The organism is Pararhodobacter sp. (assembly GCF_036802785.1).
GTDB lineage: Bacteria > Pseudomonadota > Alphaproteobacteria > Rhodobacterales > Rhodobacteraceae > Pararhodobacter.
On the sequence record NZ_DAIRVN010000012.1, the window covers coordinates 1 to 23,049 of the forward strand.

The following is a 23,049-nucleotide window of genomic DNA, read 5'->3' on the forward strand; positions in this document are numbered from 1 at the left end:
CCGTTCCACCCCCGCCGCACGGTTGAGGAGGTTGAGGAAGGCACCCTGCTGTCGCCCCGGTTCGGCCCCGATGGCCTGCTTCCCTGCATCACCACCGACGCCGGAACGGGCGAGGTGCTGATGCTGGGCTGGATGAACGACGAGGCCCTGCGCCGCACCCTGCAAACCGGCGAGGCGCATTATTTCAGCCGGTCACGGCAGGCAGTCTGGCACAAGGGCGCAACCTCGGGTCTGGTGCAGCGGGTGACCGAGGCGCGCATCGACGATGATCAGGACGCGCTCTGGCTGCGGGTGCAGGTGCCCGGTTCCGGCGCTTCATGCCATGTGGGCTATCGGTCGTGCTTTTACCGCGCGGTGCCTACCGGCGCTCAGGCGGGCGGGCCGCTGCGCTTTACCGAGGCGGAGAAGAGCTTTGACCCGGTCGCCGTCTATGGCGATGCGCCGAACCCGACGCAGCTTTGACAAAGGGCAGCGGTGGAGCATTGCCCTGCCGCTGCCCTCGTACCTTTGCCCGTGCAGGCCTTAGTCCATGCGCTGCCAAAGCTGCGTGGCCAGCGCGCCCAGCCGGTCTTCGATGGCGCACATCGCATCGACCACCAGATCCTCGCGCCAGCGGCGGCCGACAATCTGCACACCAATCGGCACCGGGCCTTGCGGCAGCACCGACAGGCGGGCGGGCAGGTTACCCGCCGGAAGCCCCATGAAGTTCATCGAATAGGACCAGAGCGCGGCACCCAGCACCTCGCGCACGCCCTCGGCCCCCTCGGTATCGCGGTCGGGGCTGAAGAAGGGCTGTGGCAGGAACGGGGTCAGCATCAGCGGGAAACGCTCCTGCTGCCGCGCCCATTCGCGGCTGTAGTAGGTGCGCCTGGCGATGACCTTCAGATAATCCATCTCCTCGAACGGCGGGAACTGGCGGAAATACTCCGCGAAGATCGCCTTGATCGTGTCGCTGCCGATTGCTTCGATATCGGCCTTCATCAGGTGCGACACTTCGGTCAGCAGCGCGCGATATCCTTCCTGCGCCACTTCGGGCATGCAGGGCGGCGTGACCTCTTCGACGATATAGCCGGCATCGTTGAGCGCGTCGCGCGCGGCCTCCAGCGCGGCATTGACCTCCGGGTGCAGATCAAAGCCATAGGTTTCGCGCGTGAAGCCCACGCGGATCGGCCAGTCGAGGTCTTCGCCGCGCCACGGCAGCGGCGCATGGAACGGATCACGCGCATCGGGCGCAATCATCGCGGGCATGGCGGTGTGCAGGTCGGCGGCTTTGCGCACCAGCAGCCCCTGCACCGACATCGACTGCGCCAGCATCCCGCGTTCGGCCTTCTGGCTGGGGTTCCATGCGGGCACGCGGCCCAGCCCGGGCTTGACCGTCACCGCGCCATTGGCCGCTGCCGGAAAGCGCAGCGAGCCGCCGATGTCATTGCCATGCGCCAGCGCGCCGATCCCGGCCATGACCGCCGATCCCGCCCCGCCGGATGACCCGCCGGCACTGATATGGTGCCCCCACGGGTTGTGGGTGCGCCCGAAAAGCGGGTTGTCGGTATCGGCGCGGAAAGACAGCTCGGGCGTGTTGGTCCGGCCAATCACCACCGCGCCCGCGTCCTGAAGGTTCTTCACCAGCGGCGCGTCATCAGCCGCGATCATGTCCTTCAGCGCGGGCATCCCGTTCGAGGTGGCCTGCCCCTTCTGATCCACGTTGATCTTGATGGTCACCGCCACCCCGTGAAGCGTGCCGGGCGTGGCGCCCCCCTTGCGCGCCTTGTCCAGCGCGCGGGCGCGTTCCAGCGCATCATCGCCGGTATCGACCACCACGGCATTCAGGGCCGGATTGACCGCGCGCATCCGGTCTACGGCGGCCTGCACCGACGCTTCGGCTGAAATGTCGCCGTTGCGGGCGCGTGCGGCCAGATCTGTGGCGCTCAGCTGCCACAAGGGGGTGTCGGTCATCGGACTCTCCTGTCGAACATGTGCGGCGTCGCGGGCGCTGTTGCCGGACGCGGTCTTTCACGGGTGAAGCTTCACCCAACAGCAACGGGGCTGCAAGCATCTTTTCTTATTCTCAGGGGGGTGTCCACAGCCACGACCGGAAAGCCGCACTTGTCCGCGTGCTAACAATCTTCTAATCCCCCTTCCCTAGACGCCGCTGCTTGCATAAGGTTCGCGCAGAAAACACACAAATCACAGGAGGGTGCCATGCTTGGCCGTCTTAAAATGGGGCTTGCAGTGCTGGCGCTGGTTGCCACGCCCGCGTTTGCCCAACGCACGGATATTTCGGTCGGGATGGTGCTTGAGCCCCCAAACCTTGACCCCACCAGCGGCGCCGCAGCGGCGATCCGTGAGGTGACCTATTCCAACATCTTTGAGGGCCTCACCCGTTTTGGCCCCGATGGCGCGGTCAACCCCGGTCTGGCGCATGACTGGGAAATTTCCGAAGACGGCCTGACCTACACCTTCCACCTGCGCGAGGGTGTGCAGTTCCATGACGGCACACCGTTCAGCGCCGATGACGTGGTCTTCTCGCTCGACCGTGCCCGCGCTGAAGACAGCACCAACGCACAAAAACAACTCTTCGCTGCCATCGATACCGTCACCGCGATTGACCCGCTCACGGTCGAAGTGGTGCTGAGCCAGCCGCAGGGCGCTTTCCTGTTCAACATGGCCTGGGGTGATGCGGTGATCATGTCGCCCGCAAGCGTTGAGAACAACGCCACCAACCCCGTGGGTACCGGGGCTTTCCGCTTTGCGCGCTGGGTGCAGGGCGACCGCGTAGAGCTTGAGCGCAACGCCGATTACTGGGGCGAGGCCCCGGCGCTTGAGCGTGCGACCTTCCGCTTCATCTCTGACCCTTCGGCCGCTTTCGCTGCCATGATGGCGGGCGATGTCGATGCCTTCCCGAACTATCCCGCCTATGAAACCCTCGCCCAGTTCGAGGCCGATCCGCGCTATAACGTGATCGTCGGCTCGACCGAAGGTGAGACCATCCTGTCGATGAACCACCAGAACGAGGCGTTGTCGGATATCCGGGTGCGTCAGGCGATCAGCCATGCGATCAACCGGCAGGACATCATCGACGGTGCCATGTTCGGCTATGGCACGCCCATCGGCACCCATTTCGCCCCGCATAACCCCGATTATCTGGACCTGACCGCCAATTCCGCCCATGACCCGGAAGCCGCGCGCGCCCTTCTGGCTGAGGCCGGGCAGGAAAACCTGACGCTGCGCCTGATGCTGCCGCCGCCGGTCTATGCGCGCCGTGGTGGTGAGATCGTTGCCGCGCAGCTGCGCGAGGTGGGTATCCAGACCGAGATCACCAATCTGGAATGGGCCCAGTGGCTTGAGCAGGTTTTCCGCGGCAAGGATTTCGACCTGACCATCATCAGCCATACCGAGCCGATGGATATCGAGATCTATGCCCGGCCTGACTACTACTTCCAGTATGACAACCCTGAGCTTCAGACGATCATGGCCGAGCTGGATGAAACCTCGGACCCGGCAGCGCGCACCGATCTGCTGCACCGCGCCCAGCGCCATATCGCCGATGATTTCGTGGTCGGCTTCCTGTTCCAGCTTCCCAAGACCGGCGTTGCCAATGCCGCGATCGAGGGGTTGTGGGAAAATGCGCCGGTTCCGGCCAATGACCTGACCGGCGTGCGCTGGACCGAGTGATCCGCCCCTGCTGAGACAACGCCGGGCGCGGCCCTGTCGCGCCCGGTACGTTTTGAAAATTCCCGACGCCGCGTGGCCCGCCCTCCTCTGCGGCCCGCGCCCCCAGATACTGACACCGCATGCTTCGCTTCGCCCTTCAGCGCCTTGTCTCGCTTACGATCAGTCTGATCGTGGCCAGCATGGTGATCTTCTTCGTTATCGAGGTGATTCCGGGTGACCCGGCCGCCTATATGCTGGGCATGAATGCCCAGCCTGAAACCGTGGCGGCGCTGCGGCGTGAGCTGGGCCTCGATGTGGGGCTGTTCAGCCGCTATCTGACCTGGATCAGCGGCATGCTGATCGGCGATTTCGGCACCTCCTATACCTACCGCGTTCCGGTGAACGAGCTGGTTCTGGCGCGTATGGGCGTGTCGCTGCCGCTGACGGTCTATGCGCTGCTGCTGTCCACGCTGATTGCCTTTCCGGTGGGCCTGATCGCCGCCGCGCGCCGCGGCTCGGGCCTTGATGCCGGGATCATGGGCGCAACGCAGCTGGGAATCGCGGTGCCGAACTTCTGGTTCGCCATGCTGCTGGTGCTGCTGTTCTCCATCAACCTGCGCTGGTTTTCGGCCGGGGGCTTTCCGGGCTGGGACCGGGGCTTCTGGGTCAATATTCAGGCGCTGACCCTGCCTGCCATCGCGCTGGCCCTGCCGCAGGCGTCGATCCTTGCCCGCGTCATGCGCTCGGCTGTCATTGAAACGCTGGGGCAGGATTACATCCGCACCGCCCGCGCCAAGGGCCTGTCGGCGCGCCAGACGGTGGTGCGCCACGCATTGCGCAATGCGCTCATTCCGGTGCTGACCATCATCGGTCTGCAATTCTCGTTCCTTCTGGCCGGCGGGATTATCATTGAAAACGTATTCTTCCTGCCCGGCCTTGGGCGGCTGATCTTTCAGGCGATCACCCAGCGCGATCTGATCGTGGTGGAATCGGTGGTGATGCTTCTGGTCTTCGCGGTGATCCTTGTGACCTTTCTTGTCGATCTGGCCTATGCCGCCGCCGACCCACGCCTGCGGAGGCGCGCATGAAACGCCTGCCCATGACGCTTGTCGCAGGGGCGGCGCTGACCGGCGTCTTCGCGCTGGCGGCCATCCTTTCGCTGTTCTGGACGCCCTATGGCGTCGAGGGCATGAACATTTCCGCCCGCCTGCAGGCCCCAAGCGCAGCGCACTGGTTCGGCACTGACCATTTCGGGCGCGATATCCTTTCGATGATCATGGTGGGGGCGCGCACCTCCATTGCCGTGGCGGTGATCGCGGTGGGCATGGGCATGGTGCTGGGCGTGCCACTGGGCCTGTTGGCCGCCGCCAACCGGGGCGGGCTGATTGATGAAGTGATCATGCGCGGCAATGATCTGGTCTTTGCCTTTCCCGCGCTGGTCATCGCCATTCTGATCACCGCTGTTTTCGGCCCCTCCGCCGTCAATGCGATCATCGCCATCGGCATCTTCAACACGCCGGTCTTTGCCCGCGTCACGCGCGGCGGTGCGCTCAGCCTCTGGACGCTGGATTACATCCGCGCCGCCGAGGTGGCGGGCAAGCGCCGCGCGCGGATCTCGCTGGAACATATCCTGCCCAATATCGCCAACCTCCTGATCGTGCAGGGCACCATCCAGTTCTCGCTGGGCATTCTGGCCGAGGCCGCGCTTTCCTATGTCGGCCTTGGCGCGCAGCCGCCGATCCCCAGCTGGGGCCGCATGCTGGCTGAGGCGCAGACCATGATCTCCTTCGCGCCGCATATGGCGGTCATTCCGGGCCTCGCCATCGTGCTGACGGTGCTGGGCCTGAACCTGATGGGCGACGGTCTGCGCGATATTCTGGACCCGAAACTGAGGCGCGCACGATGAGCCTGATCCGCGTTGAGAACCTGTCGCTTGATATCCACGGCACACCGATCCTGCGCGACGTGTCGTTTGATATCCCGCAAGGCAAGGTCTTCGGGCTGGTGGGTGAATCCGGCTCGGGCAAATCCATGACCTCGCTGGCGCTGATGAAGCTGCTGCCAGAGGGGGGCAAGCGCAGCGGGCGCGCGATGATGGACGGGCGCGACCTGTTCGCGCTGGACGAAGACACCATGTGCGGCATTCGTGGCAATGATATCGGCATGATCTTTCAGGAGCCGATGACCGCGCTGAACCCGGTACAGACCATCGGCGATCAGGTGGCCGAAACGCTGATCATCCATGGTGCCGCCAAACGGTCTGAGGCCCTGAAACTTGCCCGCGAAAAGCTGGACCGTGTGGGGCTGGACGGCGCGCGCTTCCCGCTCGATCGCTACCCGCATGAGCTGTCAGGCGGCCAGCGCCAGCGCGTCTGCATTGCCATGGCCGTGGCCCTGCGCCCGCGCCTGCTGATCGCCGATGAGCCCACCACCGCGCTGGATGTCACCACGCAGGCGCAGATTCTGGACCTTTTGCGCGGGCTGGTCGATGAAGAGGGCATGTCGCTGCTGCTGATTACCCATGATCTGGCGGTGGTGGCGGGCGTGGCCGATCATGTGGCGGTGATGCAGGAGGGGCGGATTGTCGAGCAGGGGCCGACCGAGGCCCTGTTCCGCACCCGCGCGCATGACTACACCCGCCGCCTTTTCGCAGCCTCCGCCCATCACCCCGCGCGCCAGCCGACGGTGGAGGAGGAAACCCTGCTTGAGGTCGCCGATGTGCGCCGCAGCTACGCCCTGCCGCGCCGCTCGCTCTTCGGCCCCACGCCGATGCTTGAGGCCGTGCGCGGCGTCAGCTTCACCCTGCGCCGGGGGGAATCTTTGGGGCTGGTGGGTGAGTCCGGCTGCGGCAAATCCACCCTGACGCGGGCCATTCTGGGGCTGGAAAAGGTGCAGGCGGGCAGCATCCGGCTTTATGGCCGCGAGCCGATCAGCCCTTCCATGCCCAACGCACTGCGGGCCGGGTTGCAGGTGGTGTTCCAGGACCCCTATGGCAGCTTCAACCCCCGCTGGAAGGTCTCACGCCTTGTGTCCGAGCCGTTTCACCTGATGCCGCAAACCCCCGCAGACGCCCGCGACCGTATCAGCGAGGCTTTGAGCGAGGTTGGCCTGACCCCCGCCGACGCCGACAAATACATCCACGAGTTCTCCGGCGGCCAGCGCCAGCGCATCGCCATCGCCCGCGCGCTGATCAACCGGCCTGACCTGATTGTGCTGGATGAGGCCGTATCGGCGCTGGACGTGCGGGTGCGCGCGCAGATCCTTGATCTGCTGGCGCGGTTGCAGGAAAGCCACCAGCTGGGCTATCTGTTCATCAGCCATGACCTGCATGTCGTGCGCGCTATCACCGACCGGGTGATGGTGATGAAGGCCGGCGAGATCGTTGAAAGCGGCGAGACCGAGGCGGTTTTCGCCAACCCCCAACACCCCTATACCCGCGAACTGATCGCCGCCACGCCGGTGATCCCGGCGGGTTGGACGGAAGGAAAGACCCATGAAACTCTGGTATGATCCGCGCGAAATCCTGATCGGCGGCCAATGGCGCCGCACCGCTGACACGCTGGCGGTTGAAAACCCCTCCACCGGCGCTGAAATGGCGCAGATCGCGCGCGGCACAAGCGCTGATATTGACGATGCGGTAGCCGCCGCGCAATCGGCGCTGCACGGCGTCTGGGGCAAGACTACGGCGGCAGAGCGCGGGCGGCTGTTGACGCGCATCGGCCAGATGGTGGCCGAGCGTGCTGACGAGCTGGCCGCGATCGAGGCCGCCGATGTCGGCAAGCCGCTGAAGCAGGCGCGCGCCGATGCGCTGGCACTGGCGCGCTACATGGAGTTTTACGGCGGTGCCGCCGACAAGGTGATGGGCGAAACCATTCCCTATCTGAACGGCTACACCGTCTATACCTTGCGTGAGCCGCATGGCGTGACCGGCCATATCATCCCGTGGAACTACCCGATGCAGATCATCGGCCGCTCGGTCGGTGCCGCGCTGGCGATGGGCAATGCCTGTGTCCTGAAACCCGCCGAGGAGGCCTGCCTGACCGCGCTGGCCTTCGCCCGCATCGCCCATGAGGCGGGCATGCCCGAGGGCGCGCTGAACGTGGTGCCGGGTTTGGGCGAAGAGGCAGGTGCGGCGCTGTCGTCGCATCCCGGCATCAACCATATCTCCTTCACCGGCTCGGTTCATGTCGGCACGCTGATTCAGGCCGCTGCTGCCCGCAATGTGGTGCCGGTCACGCTGGAGCTGGGCGGCAAATCCCCGCAACTGGTGTTCAATGATGCTGACCTTGATGCAGCCCTGCCGTTTCTGGTGAATGCCGGTATCCAGAATGCCGGTCAGACCTGCTCTGCCTCGTCACGCATTCTGGTGGAGCGCGCGCGCTATGATGAGGTCATCACCCGCATGGCTGAGCGTTACAAGGCGCTTCAGGTCGGCCCCGCCGATGCTGACCTTGACGTTGGCCCGCTGATTTCTGCTCGTCAGAAAGAGATCGTGCAGGGCTTTATTGAGCGTGGCACCGATCTGGAGATGGCCGCACAGGGCCGCATCGTCGATCAGGCCCCGGCAGGCGGTCATTATGTGGCACCGACCCTCTTTGGTGGCGTTTCGGCGGATCACGCGCTGGCGCAGCAGGAAATCTTCGGCCCGGTGCAGGTCGTTATTCCCTTCGATGGCGAGGCCGAGGCAGTCGAAATCGCCAATGGCACCGAATTCGGCCTCGTCGCCTCGGTCTGGTCGCGCGATGGCGGGCGGCAGATGCGCATGGCACGGGCTTTGCGGGCCGGGCAAGTGTTCCTGAACAATTACGGCGCGGGCGGCGGCGTTGAGCTGCCCTTCGGCGGCATCGGCAAATCCGGCCATGGCCGCGAAAAAGGGTTCGAGGCGCTTTATGGCTTCTCGACCCTCAAAACCGTCGCCGCGCATCACGGCTGATTTCTGGGAGAGACTGATATGAGACTTGAGGGAAAAGCGGCAATCATCACCGGCGGCGGCTCTGGCTTTGGTGCGGGGATCGCGCGGCGGTTCGTGCAGGAAGGCGCGCGTGTCATGGTGGCCGATATCAACCTTGACGCCGCCAAGGCCATCGCAGCCGAGGTGGGTGGCATCGCCCAGCAGGTGGATGTGGCGAAGAATGACAGCGTGGCGGCCATGGCCAAAGCCGCGATCGAGGCCTTCGGCAAGGTCGATATTCTGGTCAACAACGCGGGCATCACCCATCTGCCGCAACCGATGGAAGAGGTCAGCGAGGAAGAATTCGACCGCGTTCTGGCCGTCAACGCCAAGTCGGTCTATCTGACCGCGCGCCATCTGGTGGGGCATATGAAGGCCAATGGCGCGGGCGCGATCCTTAATGTCGCCTCAACTGCCGGGGTCTCGCCGCGCCCCAATCTGAACTGGTACAATGCGTCAAAGGGCTGGATGATCACCGCCACCCGCGCCATGGCCGTGGAGCTGGCGCCTGCGGGCGTCCGGGTCAATGCGATCAACCCGGTCGCCGGGGAAACGCCGCTGCTGAAAAGCTTCATGGGCGAGGATACGCCCGAGATCCGCGCGAAATTCCTGTCCACCATCCCGCTCGGCCGCTTTTCCACGCCCGAGGATATGGCCAATGCCGCCCTCTTCCTGTGCTCGGATGAGGCCAGCATGATCACCGGCGTCGCCATGGAAGTGGACGGCGGGCGCTGTATCTGAAGGCGTTGTCGCAAGGGGGCTGCCATGAAACCGGGCGCGCGAAATCTGATCACCGATGTGGCGGGGCTGTTTGTCGGCAATGCCGAGGATCACGGCATCAAGACCGGCAGCACGGTGCTGGTGGGCGACAGGCCCTTCGTGGCCGCTGTCAGCGTCATGGGCGGCGCGCCCGGCACGCGTGAAACGGACCTGCTGGCGCCTGACAAACTGGTGCAGGAGGTTGACGCGCTGGTGCTTTCCGGCGGTTCCGCCTTTGGGCTCGATGCCCCCTCGGGCGTGGCTGATGCGCTGCGGGCGCAGGGGCGGGGCTTTGCGACGGCGAGCGGCGCGCGTGTGCCCATTGTGCCCGGCGCGATCCTGTTTGATCTGAGCAATGGCGGCAACAAGGACTGGGTGGAAAACCCCTACAAGGCGCTGGGCCGCGCCGCGCTCGCCAATGCCGGGGTGGATTTCGCGCTGGGCACAGCGGGCGCGGGGACGGGGGCTGCGACCTACCGGGTCAAGGGCGGCCTCGGCTCTGCCTCGGTGCTGCTGGAAAATGGCATCACGGTGGGCGCGCTGGTGGCCGTCAACGCCGTGGGCTCCCCCCTTGTCGGCGACACCAACCATTTCTGGGCCGCCCCGTGGGAGATGGACGCAGAATTCGGCAACCTCGGCCTGCCCGCGCGCTTTGATCCCGGCCATGAGCCCTTCTGCGGCAAGCGGCTGGGTGAGGCCACGACCATCGCCATCATCGCCACCGACGCCGCCCTGACGCAGGCGCAGGCCACCCGCATGGCGACCGCAGCCCATGATGGGCTTGCCCGCGCCATATCCCCCGCCCATACGCCGCTTGACGGCGATCTGGTTTTTGCAGCCGCAACCGGCGCGCGCCCCCTGACCAACCCGGTGGCGGACACCTTCGCACTGGGCCATGCCGCCGCCGTCTGTCTGGCCCGCGCCATCGCGCGCGGCGTCTTTGCTGCCACCCCGGCACCCGGCGACGTGCAACCCTGCTGGCGCGACCTCTGAGGCCATCACCGAGGCTTGCCTAACCCCCGGGCATCGGCGACATTGGCCGCGACAGAGCGGAGTTGACACTGTGCAGGTAGAAAAGACCGCCCTTCCCGATGTGCTGATGCTGACGCCGCGCCGTTTCGGCGATGCGCGGGGGTTTTTCAGCGAAAGCTGGAACAGGCGCACGCTGGAGCAGGCGGGCCTGCATCTGCCTGAATTCGTGCAGGACAATCACTCGATGTCGGTTCAGGTGGGCACGTTGCGCGGCCTGCACTACCAGTCACCGCCGCATGCGCAGGGCAAACTGGTGCGCTGCGGGCGCGGGCGGCTCTATGATGTCGCGGTCGATATCCGCAAAGGCAGCCCGACCTATGGGCAGTGGGTGGGGGTTGAGCTGTCGTTTGAGAACGCCCGCCAGCTCTGGATTCCCGCAGGTTTTCTGCATGGCTTTATCACGCGTGAGCCTGACACCGAGATCATCTACAAATGCACCGATCATTACGCGCCCGAATGCGACGGCGCGGTGCGCTGGGACAGCCTGGGCATCGACTGGGGCACCAACGCCCCGCAACTGTCCGACAAGGACGCAAGCGCCCCCGCCTTTGCAGATTTTGACAGCCCGTTCAGATGGGAAGGCGCATGAAGCTTCTGGTCACGGGCGGCGCGGGGTTCATCGGCTCGGCGGTGGTGCGGCAGGCGGTGGCAGCCGGGCATGGCGTGGTCAATGTCGATTGCCTGACCTACGCCGCCTGCCTTGAGAATGTCGCCAGCGTGGCCGCCAGCCCGCTTTATGCGTTCGAGCAGGTCGATATCCGTGATGCGGAGGCACTGGCGCGGGTGTTCGTCGCGCACCGCCCCGATGCGGTAATGCATCTGGCGGCGGAAAGCCATGTCGACCGCTCCATCGACGGGCCGGGCGCCTTTATCGACACCAATGTGCGCGGCACCTACACCCTGCTGGAGGCCGCGCGCGCCTATTGGCAGGATCAGGGCCGCCCCGAAAGCTTTCGCTTTCACCACATTTCCACCGATGAAGTGTTCGGCAGCCTCGGCCCTGAGGGGCAGTTCACCGAAGAAACGCCCTATGACCCGCGCAGCCCCTATTCGGCGTCAAAGGCCGCAAGCGATCATCTGGTGCGCGCATGGCACCACACCTATGGCCTGCCGGTGGTGCTGAGCAATTGCTCCAACAATTACGGGCCGTTCCACTTCCCTGAAAAGCTGATCCCGGTGGTGATCCTGAACGCGCTGGCGGGCAGGCCGGTCCCGGTTTACGGGCAGGGGCTGAACGTGCGCGACTGGCTTTATGTCGAAGATCACGCGGCGGCGCTGCTGATGGTGCTGGAAAAGGGCGCGGTCGGGCGCAGCTACAACATCGGCGGCGAGAATGAGGCGACGAATATCGACCTCGTGCGCAAGATCTGCGCCATCCTTGATCGCAAGCGCCCGGACGCAGCGCCCCATGCCGGGCTGATCGAATTTGTCACCGACCGCCCGGGCCATGACCTGCGCTACGCGATCGACGCCACGCGCATCCGCTCTGAACTGGGCTGGAAACCCTCGGTCACGCTGGATGAGGGGTTGGAGCGCACGGTCGATTGGTATCTTGCGAACGAATCATGGTGGCGCCCCCTTCAGGCGCGTCAGGGCGTGGGCGAGCGGCTGGGGGTGGCGCGATGATCCTTGCGCCCTGTGCTGCTGCCCGCGCGGCGGCCCGGCAGCTCGCGGGTGATGGCGCGCAGATCGACACTATCGCGCCACTTGAGGGGGGAACGGCAAACCGTGGCCTGCGCCTTTGCCGGTTGCGCGACGGGCAGATGTTCATCGAAAAGCGAACCGCCAGCATTCTGGAATACCAGATCGCCAAAAGGGTTCTCGCAGATCAGCGGGCGCGCCATCAGCCCTGCCCGGCGATGCTGCGCTTTCTTCATGCCACTGCGGAGAACGGCGAATACCTGCTGTATACCGAGCGGCTTGAGGGCGTCGGCACCAATGACGGCTGGCAATGGGGATGCGAGGAGATACTGGCGCGCTCGGTTCATGCGCTGGGCCAGTATCTTGAGCGGCTGTGCGCGGATATGGAGCCGAGGCCGCGCGCGCCTGACATCCTCACCCCGCTTCGCGCCGCGCTGGGGGATGACACTGAGGCCTGCACCAGATTGACCGCGCTGGCCCCAGTGCTGCAGGCGCAGCGGCCTGTGATGGGGCATAATGATGTCTTCTGGCCCAATTTCGGACTGGCGCGGGTGCCCGGCTATTTCGCCTTTCTGGATTTCGCCCTTGTCGGCCCCAACCTGCCGGGTGCAGAGTTTCATCACTTCGCACAACAAGCGGGGAAGGGTGCGCGCCAGCAGGCGTTCTTTCAGGCCGTGACGGCGCAGTATGCCCGGCTTCTGGCGGTGCCTGCCGGGCTGGTGCGGTGCAGCGCCTATGCCTATGCGGCGGTGCGCGCCTTCAGCCGCGAGATGCGCCGGGGGCGCGAAGAAGCGGGCCGGCGCAGTGCGCGCGCGTTTTTCACTCAGGCTGAAGCGGCATTGCAAGGGGGCGCGTCATGAGGGTGCTGGTCTTTGGCAAAACCGGCCAGTTGGCGACCGAATTGCGCCGCGCCTTGCCCGGGGGCGTGTTTCTGGGTCGTGCCAGGGCTGATCTGGCTGACCCGGCGGCCTGCGCCGCCGCGGTCCGACAACACCGCCCCGAAGCGGTGATCAACGCCGCCGCCTATACCGCCGTTGACCGTGCCGAGAGCGAAGAGGCACTGGCGGCGGTGATCAACGGCGACAGCCCCGCTGCCATGGCGCGCGCGGCGGAGGAAATCGGCGCGGTGATGATCCAGCCTTCGACTGATTATGTCTTCGATGGCGCGGGCGATGCGCCCTTTGCGCCTGACCACCCCACCGCCCCGCTCAACGCCTATGGCCGCGCCAAGCTGGCGGGCGAGGTGGGGGTGCGCGCGGCGGGCGGGGTGCATGCGATCCTGCGGGTTTCATGGGTATTCTCGGCGCATGGGTCCAACTTCGTGAAGACCACGCTGCGGCTGGGCGCCACCCGCGATCAGCTTGCTGTGGTGGCCGATCAGATCGGCGGGCCGACGCCTGCCGATGACATCGCCCGCGCATGCCTGACCATCGCGCGCGCCCTGCGCGATGCGCCCGCGTTTTCGGGCACCTACCATTTCGCCGGTGCTCCCGATACCAGCTGGGCAGGTTTCGCACGCGAAACCTTCGCGCGTTCCGGGATGGGCTGCGCGGTTACCGATATTCCCACATCTGACTACCCCACCCCGGCGCGCCGCCCGCTTAATTCGCGGCTGGATTGCAGCGGGCTGGATGTGTTTGGCCTTGACCGGCCTGACTGGCGCGCGGGGCTTGACCGGGTCTTGCAGGAACTGAAGGTGAAGGCATGAAACGCAAGGGCATCATTCTGGCCGGGGGCACCGGCACCCGGCTTTGGCCGATCACGATGGGACTGTCGAAGCAGCTTCTGCCGGTCTATGACAAGCCAATGATCTATTATCCGCTGTCGGTGCTGATGCTGGCCGATATCCGCGAGATCGCGATCATCACCACCCCCGAGGATCAGGCCCAGTTTCAGCGGCTGCTGGGGGATGGCAGCCAATGGGGGCTGCGGCTTGAATGGATCACCCAACCCTCGCCTGACGGGCTGGCGCAGGCCTATCTACTGGCGGAGGGGTTCCTTGATGGCGCGCCCTCGGCGATGGTGCTGGGCGATAACCTGTTCTTTGGCCATGGCCTGCCGGAGCTGATGGCTTCCGCCAGCATGCAGGGCGGCACGGTGTTTGGCTACCGCGTGGCAGACCCGCAGCGCTACGGCGTGGTGGATTTCGATGCCGACGGGCAGGTGCGCGCGATCATCGAAAAGCCCGCCAACCCGCCCTCCAATTACGCGGTGACGGGGTTGTATTTTCTCGACGGGCGCGCCCCGGAACTGGCGGCGCAGGTCAGACCCTCGGCGCGGGGCGAGCTTGAGATCACCGCGCTGCTGGAGCTTTATCTGGCGGAAGGCACGTTGCAGGTGCGGCAGATGGGCCGGGGCTTTGCATGGCTGGATACCGGCACCTATGAAAGCCTGCTGGACGCCGGTAATTTCGTGCGCACGGTCGAGCAGCGGCAGGGCCTGCAAATGGGCAGCCCTGACGAGGTGGCCTTTCACATGGGCTGGATTGACGCGCAGGCACTGGCAGAGCGCGCGGCGCTCTTTGCCAAGACGGCCTATGGGGCCTATCTGAAGGGCCTCTGCCCCTGAAAAGCCAGCGCTGCCAAGGCGGCTGAGGTTGCGCAGCGAAACCGGAAGGGGTGTCAGGCGTCCGGCGGCGCTGCTTCCGCAGCTGACAGGCGGTTCAGGCTGTCGCGCAGGGCCTGCGGCTCATCCGGGCTCAGAACCGCCTCAAGCCGGTCATGCGCCGCGCGCCAGTCCGGCAGCGCCCGCGCCAGCGTCGCAACACCATCGGCGGTGATGGAGACGATACGGCTGCGGCGGTCGTTCCTGCCTTGCGCAACGCTCAGCAGGCCGCGCCGTTCAAGCGGTTTCAGGGCGGCGGTCAGCGTGGTGCGGTCCATCCCCAGAAAGGGCGCAAGCTGGCCAACAGCGGGCGGCTCTGGCTGGTTCAGGGCCATCAGCAGCGAGAACTGGCCATTGGTCAGCCCGAAGGGGCGCAGAACCTCGTCAAAGCGGCGGGCCAGCGTGCGGGCGGCGCGCTGGGCGTGCAGGCAGAGGCAGGTGTCGCGCACATGCAGGACGGTATCGGGGGAGAGGCGCGGGGGGTTTGACTCGGGCATGATAGGTTGATATCAACCTAAATGGGTGGGCGCAAGACAGGCCTGCCATTGGCATCCGTTTTTCCTCGAGGAGACCACAATGACCGACCTGTCCAAAACGCCCGACCCCTCGGTGATGACCGGCGTGATTCCCTATCTTGCGTTCGGAGGGCGCGCCGCAGAGGCGATCGCGTTCTATACCCGCGCTTTCGGGGCAACCGATCTGGGCCGGATGCCGGACCCGGAACGCCCGGAAATGCTGATGCATGCGCAGATCGAGATCAACGGCGGTGCGTTCATGATGACCGACCATACCGGCGACGGCCCGCGCGCCGAAACGCCCCTGCCGCACGGTCATCTGCAACTCATGGTCGCCGATGGCCGCGCCTGGTGGGACCGTGCCGTGGCGGCTGGCTGCACCGAGGTGATGCCCTATGAACGGCAGTTCTGGGGCGATGACTGGGGCCTTCTGCGCGACCCGTTCGGCATTCAGTGGTCAGTCGCCCAGCCCGGGCCGGAGCATGCGGCCTGAGCCCGCGCGCGAAAGGGCAGGGGGATTGCTGCCGGTGACGTGCCGTGCAGGGTTGAAACTGCACGCAATTGCGGTATGTTCGTTATTCGTTCTCACCCCGCGCAGCGGGGTGGGGCGCAGGCGCTTCAGGGCAATGGGCGATGCAGCAGGCAATGGCAGATGAGCGGAATACCGATGCCGGAAGCCTGCCGCTTTCGGCCATTGGCCGCAAGATCATCCATGTCGATATGGACGCCTTTTATGCCTCGGTCGAACAGCGCGATAACCCGGCGCTGCGCGGAAAGCCGGTGGTGGTGGGCAGCCCCGCCGCGCGCGGCGTGATCGCTGCCGCCAGCTATGAGGCGCGCGCGTTTGGGGTGCGCTCCGCCATGCCCTCGGTCACTGCGTTGCGGCGCTGCCCTGACCTGATCTTCGTGCCGCACCGCTTTGATGTGTATCGCGCCGTGTCAGCGCAGATCAGGGCGATATTCGCCGAACATACCCCGCTGATTGAGCCCTTGTCGCTGGATGAGGCCTATCTGGATGTGACCGAGAACCATCTGGGTATTCCGCTGGCCACACAGATTGCGCGGATGATCCGGGCGCGGATCAAGGCGGAAACCGGGCTGACGGCCTCGGCCGGGGTTTCGTACAACAAGTTTCTGGCCAAGATGGCGAGCGATCTCAATAAGCCGGACGGGCAGGCGGTGATTACCCCGGCGCAGGGTCCGGCCTTTGTGGCAGCGCTGCCGGTGCGCAAGTTCCATGGCATCGGCCCGGCCACCGCCGACCGGATGGAGCGGCTGGGCCTTCAGACCGGGGCCGATCTGCGCGAACGGTCGCTGGCCTTTTTGCAGGAGCATTTCGGCAAGTCCGGCCAGTGGTATTACCGGATTGCGCGCGGGATTGACGAGCGCGCGGTGCAGCCGGACCGGGCGCGCAAATCCATCGGGGCCGAGGATACGTTTTCGCAGGATATTACCGGGCATGAGCGCGCCGCGCAGGAGGTGCGCGCGCTGGTGGCCAAGGTCTGGCGGCATTGCGCGGCCAAGGGGGTGCGGGGGCGCACGGTGACGCTGAAGGTGAAATACGCCAATTTCCGGCAGATCACCCGCAGCCGGACGCTGATTGCCCCGGTCACCGGCCCGGTGATGGAGGAAACCGCGCTGGCGCTGTTGCAGCCGCTTTTCCCGGTGGCGATGGGTATTCGGCTGCTGGGCGTGACGCTGTCAACGCTGGACGGGGAAGGTGGCGAAAGCGGCGAGGGGCGGCAGCTGAGCCTGTGGCAGGAGGGCTGAGGGGCGGCTTTCAGCGCCTTTGCGCCGCCAGCCATTCCTGCGCCAGCCGCGCCGTTCCGGCGGCGAAATGCGGGGCCATGGCCTGCGGTTCAGGGGCGTCAAGATGGCTGCCGATCCATGCCAGCAGGGCCATGCGGCGCAGCATGATGAATGTGTCGATCTCGGCCTCATCCTGCGCGGGCAATGCGCGCACCCGGCGATAACCGCGCAGCCATGCGGCTTTCAGCGCGGGGATTGCCGGGTCGATTTCGATGAAGCTGATGGCGGCGGCGAAATCATAGAGGAACCAGCCAAAACCGCAGTCGTCAAAATCAATCACCCGCGTGATGTTGCCCTCTTCCAGCAGGTTGGCCAGCCGCATATCGGCATGAATCAGGCCGTAGCGCGAGGGGTCATTGCCATAGACGGCAAGGCGGTGGCGGATGGTCCGCTCTGCCGTTTCAAGCACGGGGCGCAGAGCGGGGCTGACATGGGGTGCATCGCGCCAGTTGCCCCAGGTGGCCTGCGGGCTAAACACCGCCGCATCATCCCAGATCAGCCGCTCAAATCCCTCAGGGCGGGGCCAGTCCAGCGCGTGCAGATGCATCTTTGCGGCGATGGTGCCAAGGCGCTCAAACCCGGCGGTCAGATCGCCGCTCTCGCTTGGATGGGTGCCGTTGATGAAGTGAAACAGCACCAGATGGCGGGGGGGTTGTTGGCCATCTGTTGTGCAGGTCTGGAGGGGTTGGCCATTCCGGCCGGGGATGGCGCGGGGCACCTCGATGATGGCGTCGCGCTGCAAGGCATCCATCCAGGCCAGTTCCGAGGCGATGGCGCGGGGGCTGTGGTAATTTTCCCGGTGGATGCGCAGCACGGCGCGGAAGCCGCCGGGGGCCTCCACCAGCCATGTCGTGTTTTCGGCCACGTTGATCAGCCGGGCGCGGGCGCCTGCGGGAAGATCCCACAGCGCGAGTGCCTTTTGCGCAAGCCGGTCCAGATGCATCAGTGCATTACCCGCCGCCATGCCGGTTTCTGCCATTCCCCGCATCCCTTTACGCACCCGGTGACTGCCGGGTGCTGGCGCGATTTTCCGGTGCTGTCAACCGGCGGGCGGCACGGGTTCGTCAGGGTAAAGCACGCAGGCGACCTCATGCCCTTCCGCCACACGCCGCCGCCGGGGCGAGGGGCGGGCAGGGAAGCGGATGACCAGCGCTGCGTTTTCCTCGGTGATATCGGCGGCCTCTGTCAGCGAGGCGGGGCGCTGGGCCAGCACATCGGCCAGTTGGGCGCGCGCGACGGCGGCACCCTTTGGGGTGGGGATGCGCAGGTCAAGCCCGTTGCGCTCTGGCGTGCCGAGGGCGTCGCGCGGCCGGGTGGACAGATCCCATTCGGCGAGTGCGGCGATCACATCGCGCCCCTCCCAGCCGCATTCGACGGTGGCCAGCGGGCAGCGGTTGTGGAAGCGGCAGCCGTTGGGAATGTCGATGGCGGAAGGGATTTCGCCTGCCGATTCCAGCGGGGGTTTTTCAACCGATGGGTCAGGCTCGGGAGAGGCATCGAGGAGGAGGCGGGTATAGGGGTGTTTGCGCTGGGCGATGACCTGCTCGGTCGGCCCCACCTCGACAATCTCGCCCAGATACATGATCGCGGTGCGGTCGGCGACATAGCGGATGGTGGGCAGGTCATGGCTGACATAGACGAAGGAAATGCCCAGCTCATCGCGGAACCGGCGCATCAGGTTCAGCACACCGGCACGGATGGAGACATCGAGCATCGAGACCGGCTCATCCGCCACAATGAAGCGCGGCTCCAGCACGATGGCGCGGGCGATGGCGACGCGCTGGCGCTGGCCGCCTGACAGCTCATGCGGGAAGCGCTCCATATAGGTATCAGCCGGTTTCAGCCCGGCACGTTCCAGCGCCTGAACCACGCGCGCGCGGCGGTCGGCACCTTTGGCGAGACTGTGGATTTTCAGCGGCTCACCGACGATATCCTGAATGGTGAAGCGCGGGTTGAGGGTCTGATACGGGTCCTGAAACACCATCTGCGCGCGGCGGCGGAAGGCTTTGAGCGCGGCGCCTTTCAGATGCGCGATATCGCTGCCCTCGGACAGGATGCGCCCGGCGGTGGGTTCCTGCAACCGCACCAGCATCTCGCCGGTGGTTGTCTTGCCAGAGCCGGATTCACCGGCGATGCCCAGTATTTCGCCCTCCTGCAGCGTCAGGTCGATGCCATCGACGGCATGAACCTTGCTTTCGGACTTGCCAAAGAAGCTGCCGGCAACGGGGAAATGCTTGACCAGCCCTTCGATTGACAGCACCTCGGCGCTTTGCTTGCGCTGGGTGCGGGTGGCGACAACCACCTCTTCATTGAGGCGGCGGCCCACTTCGGCCCATGCCTCATTCGTGGCAGCGGTGCGGCGGAATTCTTCTACCTTTTCAGGGTAATGACAGGCCGCCAACCTGCCGGGGCCGACGGCATGCTGCGCGGGTTCTTCGGCGCGGCAACGGTCGGTCGCAAAGGGGCAGCGTTCGGCAAAGCGGCAGCCGGTGGGCGGGTTCAGCAGATCGGGCGGGGTGCCGGGGATCGAGATCAGCTCGCGCTGCGCGCCTTCCAGCGTGGGGAAGGCGTTGGTCAGGCCCATGGTGTAGGGGTGGAAGGGCTGGCCGAAAACCTGCCGGACGGGGCCGGTTTCCATGATCTTGCCGCCATACATGACCGCCACGCGGTCACAGGTCTGCACCACGACCGAGATGTCATGCGTGATGAACAACAACGCCATCCCGCGCTCTCGCCGCAGCCGTGCGAGCCGCGACAGGATCTGCGCCTGCGTCACCACATCGAGCGCGGTGGTGGGTTCATCGGCGATCAAGAGTTGCGGTTGCAGGGCCATGGCCATGGCGATGACGGCGCGCTGCTTCATCCCGCCCGACATCTCATGCGGGTAGGCGCGCAGGCGCGACGGGTCGATGCCGACAGCGCGGAACAACTCCTCGGCGCGCGCCCAGCCTTCGGCCTTGTCGATTTTGATATGGGCCTGCATCGCCTCAAGGATCTGGTCGCCCACCCGGTAAACCGGATCAAGCGCATTCATCGCCGCCTGCGAAATCCAGGCGATTTCCTTCCAGCGGACGCGGCGCATGTCTTCGCCCGTGAGCGGCACCAGATCGCGGCCATTGAAATCCATCTGCCCGCGCGGGATGTCGCCGTTGGGGGGCAGCAGTTTCAGCATCGCCTTGGCGGCGGTGGTCTTGCCGCAGCCGGATTCGCCCACCAGCCCCAGCGCCTCACCGGGCGCGATGGAGAAATCAATCCCGTCCACCGCCCGCACTGGCCCTGCGCCGGTGCGGTAATGGATCGCCAGATCGCGGACATCGAGAAGGGGTTTTGCGGCTATATCTTTCATTGCCGGGCTCTCAATCGCGGGTTGGCGACCACTTCCAGCGACCGCGAGATGAAGAAGACCGACAGAACCGTGGTCATGATGAAGATGCCGGGCGGCAGGTTCCACCACCATGCGGTGCGCCATGCGCCTGACAGGCGGGCGTCATGCAGGATGCCACCCCAGCTGATCGAATGGGGCGGGCCAAGGCCCAGGAAAGACAGCGTGGCCTCGGCGATGATGGAGACGCCGACGATGATGGCGAGTTCGAGAAACACCAGCGGCATCACATTGGGGAAGATATGCAGATACATGATCCGCAGATCCGAGGCCCCGGCCACCCGCGCGGCCTTCACAAAGGGCCGTTCGCGCAAGGACAGCACCTGAGAGCGGATCAGCCGCGCGACGGTGCGCCATGTCAGCAGCGACACCGCCAGAATGACGATGAACAGGCTGGGCTGGAACAGCAGCACAAGGATCAGCGCAAACGGCTCGAACGGGATGCCGTACATAACATCGACAGTGCGCATCAGGATGGTTTCGGTCCGCCCCCGGTAATAACCGGCAATCAGGCCGACATTGGTGCCGATCAGCACCACCAGCGCCGCGCCCAGAAAGCCCACCAGTAGGGCGATGCGGCTGCCGTGCACATTCTGGCTGTAAAGGTCACGCCCCAGATGGTCGGTGCCGAACCAATGTTCGCGCGATGGGGGCGCAAGGCGGGTGACGAAACGGTCAGAGCCAAGCGCCAGCCAGCTGTCCCCCTCGATCAGCAGGGCGCGCAGGTGGCGTTCGCTTTCCGTGGGGACGATCTGCCAGGTGCCGCCATCCCATTCCATGACGATGCCGTTGCGCCCGGCGGCTACGGCGCGGCCGTCATCACCGATCCAGCCGGTGCGCAGGGCGCGGGTATCGGGGGCGGGGTCGGTGATCCAGCGTTCCTCGGGGCTGTCGCGGCGCAGAAGGGTGCCGCGCTCACCCGTCACCAGCGCGGCGCCGCCCGGTGCGATGTGGATATGGTTGAGGTCACGGCTGGAGCCGAGGCGCTCAAGCGCGGCTTCATTGGTGGCCGGGTCATAGCGGATGGCAAGGCCACGTTCGCCGATCGCCAGAAGCGTGCCGTCGCTGTCGCGCGCGACCGAGCGCAGGGCAAAGCCACGGCCCACGGGGCTGTCGATCTCAAGGATGGTGCCGGTGACGGTATCAAGCCGCCAGATTTCCTCGCCCGCGCCGACCATCAGCGCAGCATTCTCATCAATCCACGCGACGCTTTGCAGATTGGCGGGCGCGGGGGCGTCGATGACGCGCCACGCGCTGCCTTCGCGTAGCAGAACCGTGCCGCCCGCGCCGACAACCAGTGCGCTGCCGTCCGGTTGCAGGGCGACTGCGTTCAGGTCAGCTTCGACCGGCACCTCCACCCGCTCCCACGTGCCGCCTTCGCGCGACCAGACGGTGCCCTGACGCCCGACAATCAGCGCCATGGCGCCGGCGCTGTCAGCGTCATTGAGGGCCAGCGGGCCAAGGCTGTCGGCCAGCTCCCACACATCGGCACCGCGTGTCAGAACCGAGCCATCCTCGATCTCGTTGATATGGCGCGGGTTGTGGGTGGAGAGAAGCGGCGCAAACAGCGCCATGGCGATAATGAAGCTCAGCACACACAGGCCGATCACCGCGAGCCGGTCTTGCAGCATCAGCTTGAGCGGGCCTGCGGCCGCGCGCAGGAAGGGGGGCATGGTCATCGGAAGCTCACCCTTGGATCAAGCGTGGTGTAAAGGATATCGACGAACAGGTTCAGCGTGATCACGAACGCCGCCATGATCAGGAAACTGGCCTGCGCCAGCGGGAAATCCGAGGTGCGCACGGCATTCAGAATCTCGCGCCCCAGCCCGGGCCATGAAAACACCACCTCAACCACCACCTGCCCGCCCGCCGCCAGCCCGATGGTGACGGCAAGCTGCGTGACGACGGGCAAAAGCGCGTTGCGGGCGGCGTGTTTGTAGAGGATATCGCGCTCGCGCAGGCCCTTGGCGCGGGCCATCTCGATGAAATCCTCGCCATAAACCTCAAGCATGGTGTTGCGCATGATCAGCAGCGGCGAGCCGAGGTAATAGAGCGCGACAATCATCACCGGCAGGATGGCGTGCCACAGAAAATCCAGCGTGAAAATCTTGTCCCAGAAGCTTGAGGCGTCATAGGGCAGGGTGCGCATGCCGCTGGTGGGCAGGATGGCAAGGGTGACGCCAAAGATCAGAATGGCGATCATCCCGGTCCAGAACATCGGGGCTGAGCGGAACATGAGGCCGAAGAAGATGCCCGCCGTATCCACGCGCGAACCGCGGCGCCATGACAGCCATGCACCCAGCGGCACACCGATCGCATAGGCGATGACGATGGCGGCCAGCATCAGGACCATGGTGTTGGCAAGGCGTTCCCATACAATGCCGGACACCGGCGCGCGGTAGCTGAACGAGGTGCCGAATTCACCTTGCAGCGCGTTGACAAGGAACAGGAAATATTGCCGCCACAGCGGGTCATCAAGGCCGAACTGCGCGCGCACGGCGGCGCGTTGTTCGGGGTTCAGCCCCTCGGTGATCAGTGCGGCCGTGGGGTCTGGCAGACCCATGCGGAACAGGAAGAACAGGATCGTGGCGATGATCCAGAGCGAGAATATCGCCTGAAGCACACGTTTGATCAGATAGGTACGGCGCGACATCGCCTGTTGCCTTTCGGTATCGTCCAGCCTCGGGCTGCCCGGAATGAGGGAA

The 23,049-nt window shown here is 65.5% G+C and carries 21 protein-coding genes; 15 read left to right on the forward strand and 6 right to left on the reverse strand.

The window, feature by feature from the left end; translation table 11 throughout:
- On the forward strand, positions 1-462 hold a 462-nt coding region (hisI, locus tag V7Q53_RS06305; RefSeq protein WP_333827613.1), incomplete at its 5' end, for a phosphoribosyl-AMP cyclohydrolase.
- Positions 463-522: 60 nt separating this feature from the next.
- Here the strand turns inward: hisI and V7Q53_RS06310 are convergent.
- Positions 523-1,953: an amidase family protein gene (locus V7Q53_RS06310; RefSeq protein ID WP_333827614.1), complete on the reverse strand. Its 1,431-nt coding sequence runs from the start codon at positions 1,951-1,953 to the stop codon at positions 523-525.
- A gap of 246 nt (positions 1,954-2,199) precedes the next feature.
- Here V7Q53_RS06310 and V7Q53_RS06315 point away from each other — a divergent pair, with 246 nt between their 5' ends.
- The 12 genes from V7Q53_RS06315 to rfbA all read left to right on the forward strand — a co-directional run bounded on the left by V7Q53_RS06315 (position 2,200) and on the right by rfbA (position 14,602).
- Entirely contained in the window at positions 2,200-3,672 is a 1,473-nt protein-coding gene (locus V7Q53_RS06315) for an ABC transporter substrate-binding protein (RefSeq protein ID WP_333827615.1), read from the forward strand.
- Between the two features lie 119 nt (positions 3,673-3,791).
- Positions 3,792-4,739, forward strand: coding sequence for an ABC transporter permease (locus V7Q53_RS06320; protein WP_333827616.1), 948 nt, complete (start codon positions 3,792-3,794; stop codon positions 4,737-4,739).
- Positions 4,736-5,557, forward strand: coding sequence for an ABC transporter permease (locus tag V7Q53_RS06325; protein WP_442954420.1), 822 nt, complete (start codon positions 4,736-4,738; stop codon positions 5,555-5,557). The genes V7Q53_RS06320 and V7Q53_RS06325 overlap by 4 nt, the downstream gene beginning before the upstream one ends.
- A complete protein-coding gene (locus tag V7Q53_RS06330; RefSeq protein ID WP_333827617.1) occupies positions 5,554-7,161 on the forward strand; it encodes an ABC transporter ATP-binding protein in 1,608 nt (535 codons plus the stop codon). The genes V7Q53_RS06325 and V7Q53_RS06330 overlap by 4 nt, the downstream gene beginning before the upstream one ends.
- On the forward strand, positions 7,145-8,584 hold the full coding sequence (locus tag V7Q53_RS06335; RefSeq protein ID WP_333827618.1) for an aldehyde dehydrogenase family protein: 1,440 nt from the start codon (positions 7,145-7,147) through the stop codon (positions 8,582-8,584). Before V7Q53_RS06330 ends, V7Q53_RS06335 begins: the two co-directional genes overlap by 17 nt.
- Before the next feature lie 18 nt (positions 8,585-8,602).
- On the forward strand, positions 8,603-9,343 hold the full coding sequence (locus V7Q53_RS06340; RefSeq protein ID WP_333827619.1) for an SDR family oxidoreductase: 741 nt from the start codon (positions 8,603-8,605) through the stop codon (positions 9,341-9,343).
- 24 nt (positions 9,344-9,367) lie between these two features.
- Complete coding sequence (locus tag V7Q53_RS06345) at positions 9,368-10,354, forward strand: P1 family peptidase (protein ID WP_333827620.1); 987 nt, start codon at positions 9,368-9,370, stop codon at positions 10,352-10,354.
- A gap of 70 nt (positions 10,355-10,424) precedes the next feature.
- Positions 10,425-10,982, forward strand: a complete 558-nt coding sequence (rfbC, locus tag V7Q53_RS06350; protein WP_333827621.1) for a dTDP-4-dehydrorhamnose 3,5-epimerase — start codon at positions 10,425-10,427, stop codon at positions 10,980-10,982.
- Positions 10,979-12,019, forward strand: coding sequence for a dTDP-glucose 4,6-dehydratase (gene rfbB / locus V7Q53_RS06355; protein WP_333827622.1), 1,041 nt, complete (start codon positions 10,979-10,981; stop codon positions 12,017-12,019). Before rfbC ends, rfbB begins: the two co-directional genes overlap by 4 nt.
- A complete protein-coding gene (locus V7Q53_RS06360; protein ID WP_333827623.1) occupies positions 12,016-12,894 on the forward strand; it encodes a hypothetical protein in 879 nt (292 codons plus the stop codon). Before rfbB ends, V7Q53_RS06360 begins: the two co-directional genes overlap by 4 nt.
- Positions 12,891-13,742 carry a dTDP-4-dehydrorhamnose reductase gene (rfbD, locus tag V7Q53_RS06365; protein WP_333827624.1) on the forward strand — a complete coding sequence of 284 codons (852 nt, stop codon included), beginning with the start codon at positions 12,891-12,893 and terminating at the stop codon, positions 13,740-13,742. The genes V7Q53_RS06360 and rfbD overlap by 4 nt, the downstream gene beginning before the upstream one ends.
- On the forward strand, positions 13,739-14,602 hold the full coding sequence (rfbA, locus tag V7Q53_RS06370) for a glucose-1-phosphate thymidylyltransferase RfbA (protein WP_333827625.1): 864 nt from the start codon (positions 13,739-13,741) through the stop codon (positions 14,600-14,602). The genes rfbD and rfbA overlap by 4 nt, the downstream gene beginning before the upstream one ends.
- 53 nt (positions 14,603-14,655) lie before the next feature.
- Here rfbA and V7Q53_RS06375 read toward each other — a convergent pair whose 3' ends face one another.
- Positions 14,656-15,135: a MarR family winged helix-turn-helix transcriptional regulator gene (locus V7Q53_RS06375; protein ID WP_333827626.1), complete on the reverse strand. Its 480-nt coding sequence runs from the start codon at positions 15,133-15,135 to the stop codon at positions 14,656-14,658.
- Between the two features lie 79 nt (positions 15,136-15,214).
- Here V7Q53_RS06375 and V7Q53_RS06380 point away from each other — a divergent pair, with 79 nt between their 5' ends.
- Together V7Q53_RS06380 and dinB are read left to right on the forward strand one after the other, a co-directional pair.
- Positions 15,215-15,646, forward strand: coding sequence for a VOC family protein (locus V7Q53_RS06380; RefSeq protein ID WP_333827627.1), 432 nt, complete (start codon positions 15,215-15,217; stop codon positions 15,644-15,646).
- A gap of 152 nt (positions 15,647-15,798) precedes the next feature.
- Positions 15,799-16,923, forward strand: a complete 1,125-nt coding sequence (gene dinB / locus V7Q53_RS06385) for a DNA polymerase IV (RefSeq protein WP_333827628.1) — start codon at positions 15,799-15,801, stop codon at positions 16,921-16,923.
- Between the two features lie 10 nt (positions 16,924-16,933).
- Here the strand turns inward: dinB and V7Q53_RS06390 are convergent, their stop codons facing one another.
- From V7Q53_RS06390 to V7Q53_RS06405, 4 genes are read right to left on the reverse strand one after another with little or no spacing between them, the layout of a single operon-like run.
- Entirely contained in the window at positions 16,934-17,941 is a 1,008-nt protein-coding gene (locus tag V7Q53_RS06390; protein WP_333827629.1) for a phosphotransferase enzyme family protein, read from the reverse strand.
- Positions 17,942-18,001: 60 nt separating this feature from the next.
- On the reverse strand, positions 18,002-20,308 hold the full coding sequence (locus V7Q53_RS06395) for an ABC transporter ATP-binding protein (RefSeq protein ID WP_333827630.1): 2,307 nt from the start codon (positions 20,306-20,308) through the stop codon (positions 18,002-18,004).
- The gene (locus V7Q53_RS06400; protein WP_333827631.1) at positions 20,305-22,023 is read right to left on the reverse strand and encodes an ABC transporter permease subunit; all 1,719 of its coding nucleotides are present in this window, start codon (positions 22,021-22,023) and stop codon (positions 20,305-20,307) included. The genes V7Q53_RS06395 and V7Q53_RS06400 overlap by 4 nt, the downstream gene beginning before the upstream one ends.
- A complete protein-coding gene (locus V7Q53_RS06405) occupies positions 22,020-22,997 on the reverse strand; it encodes an ABC transporter permease (RefSeq protein ID WP_333827632.1) in 978 nt (325 codons plus the stop codon). Before V7Q53_RS06405 ends, V7Q53_RS06400 begins: the two co-directional genes overlap by 4 nt.
- Positions 22,998-23,049 lie beyond the last annotated feature (52 nt).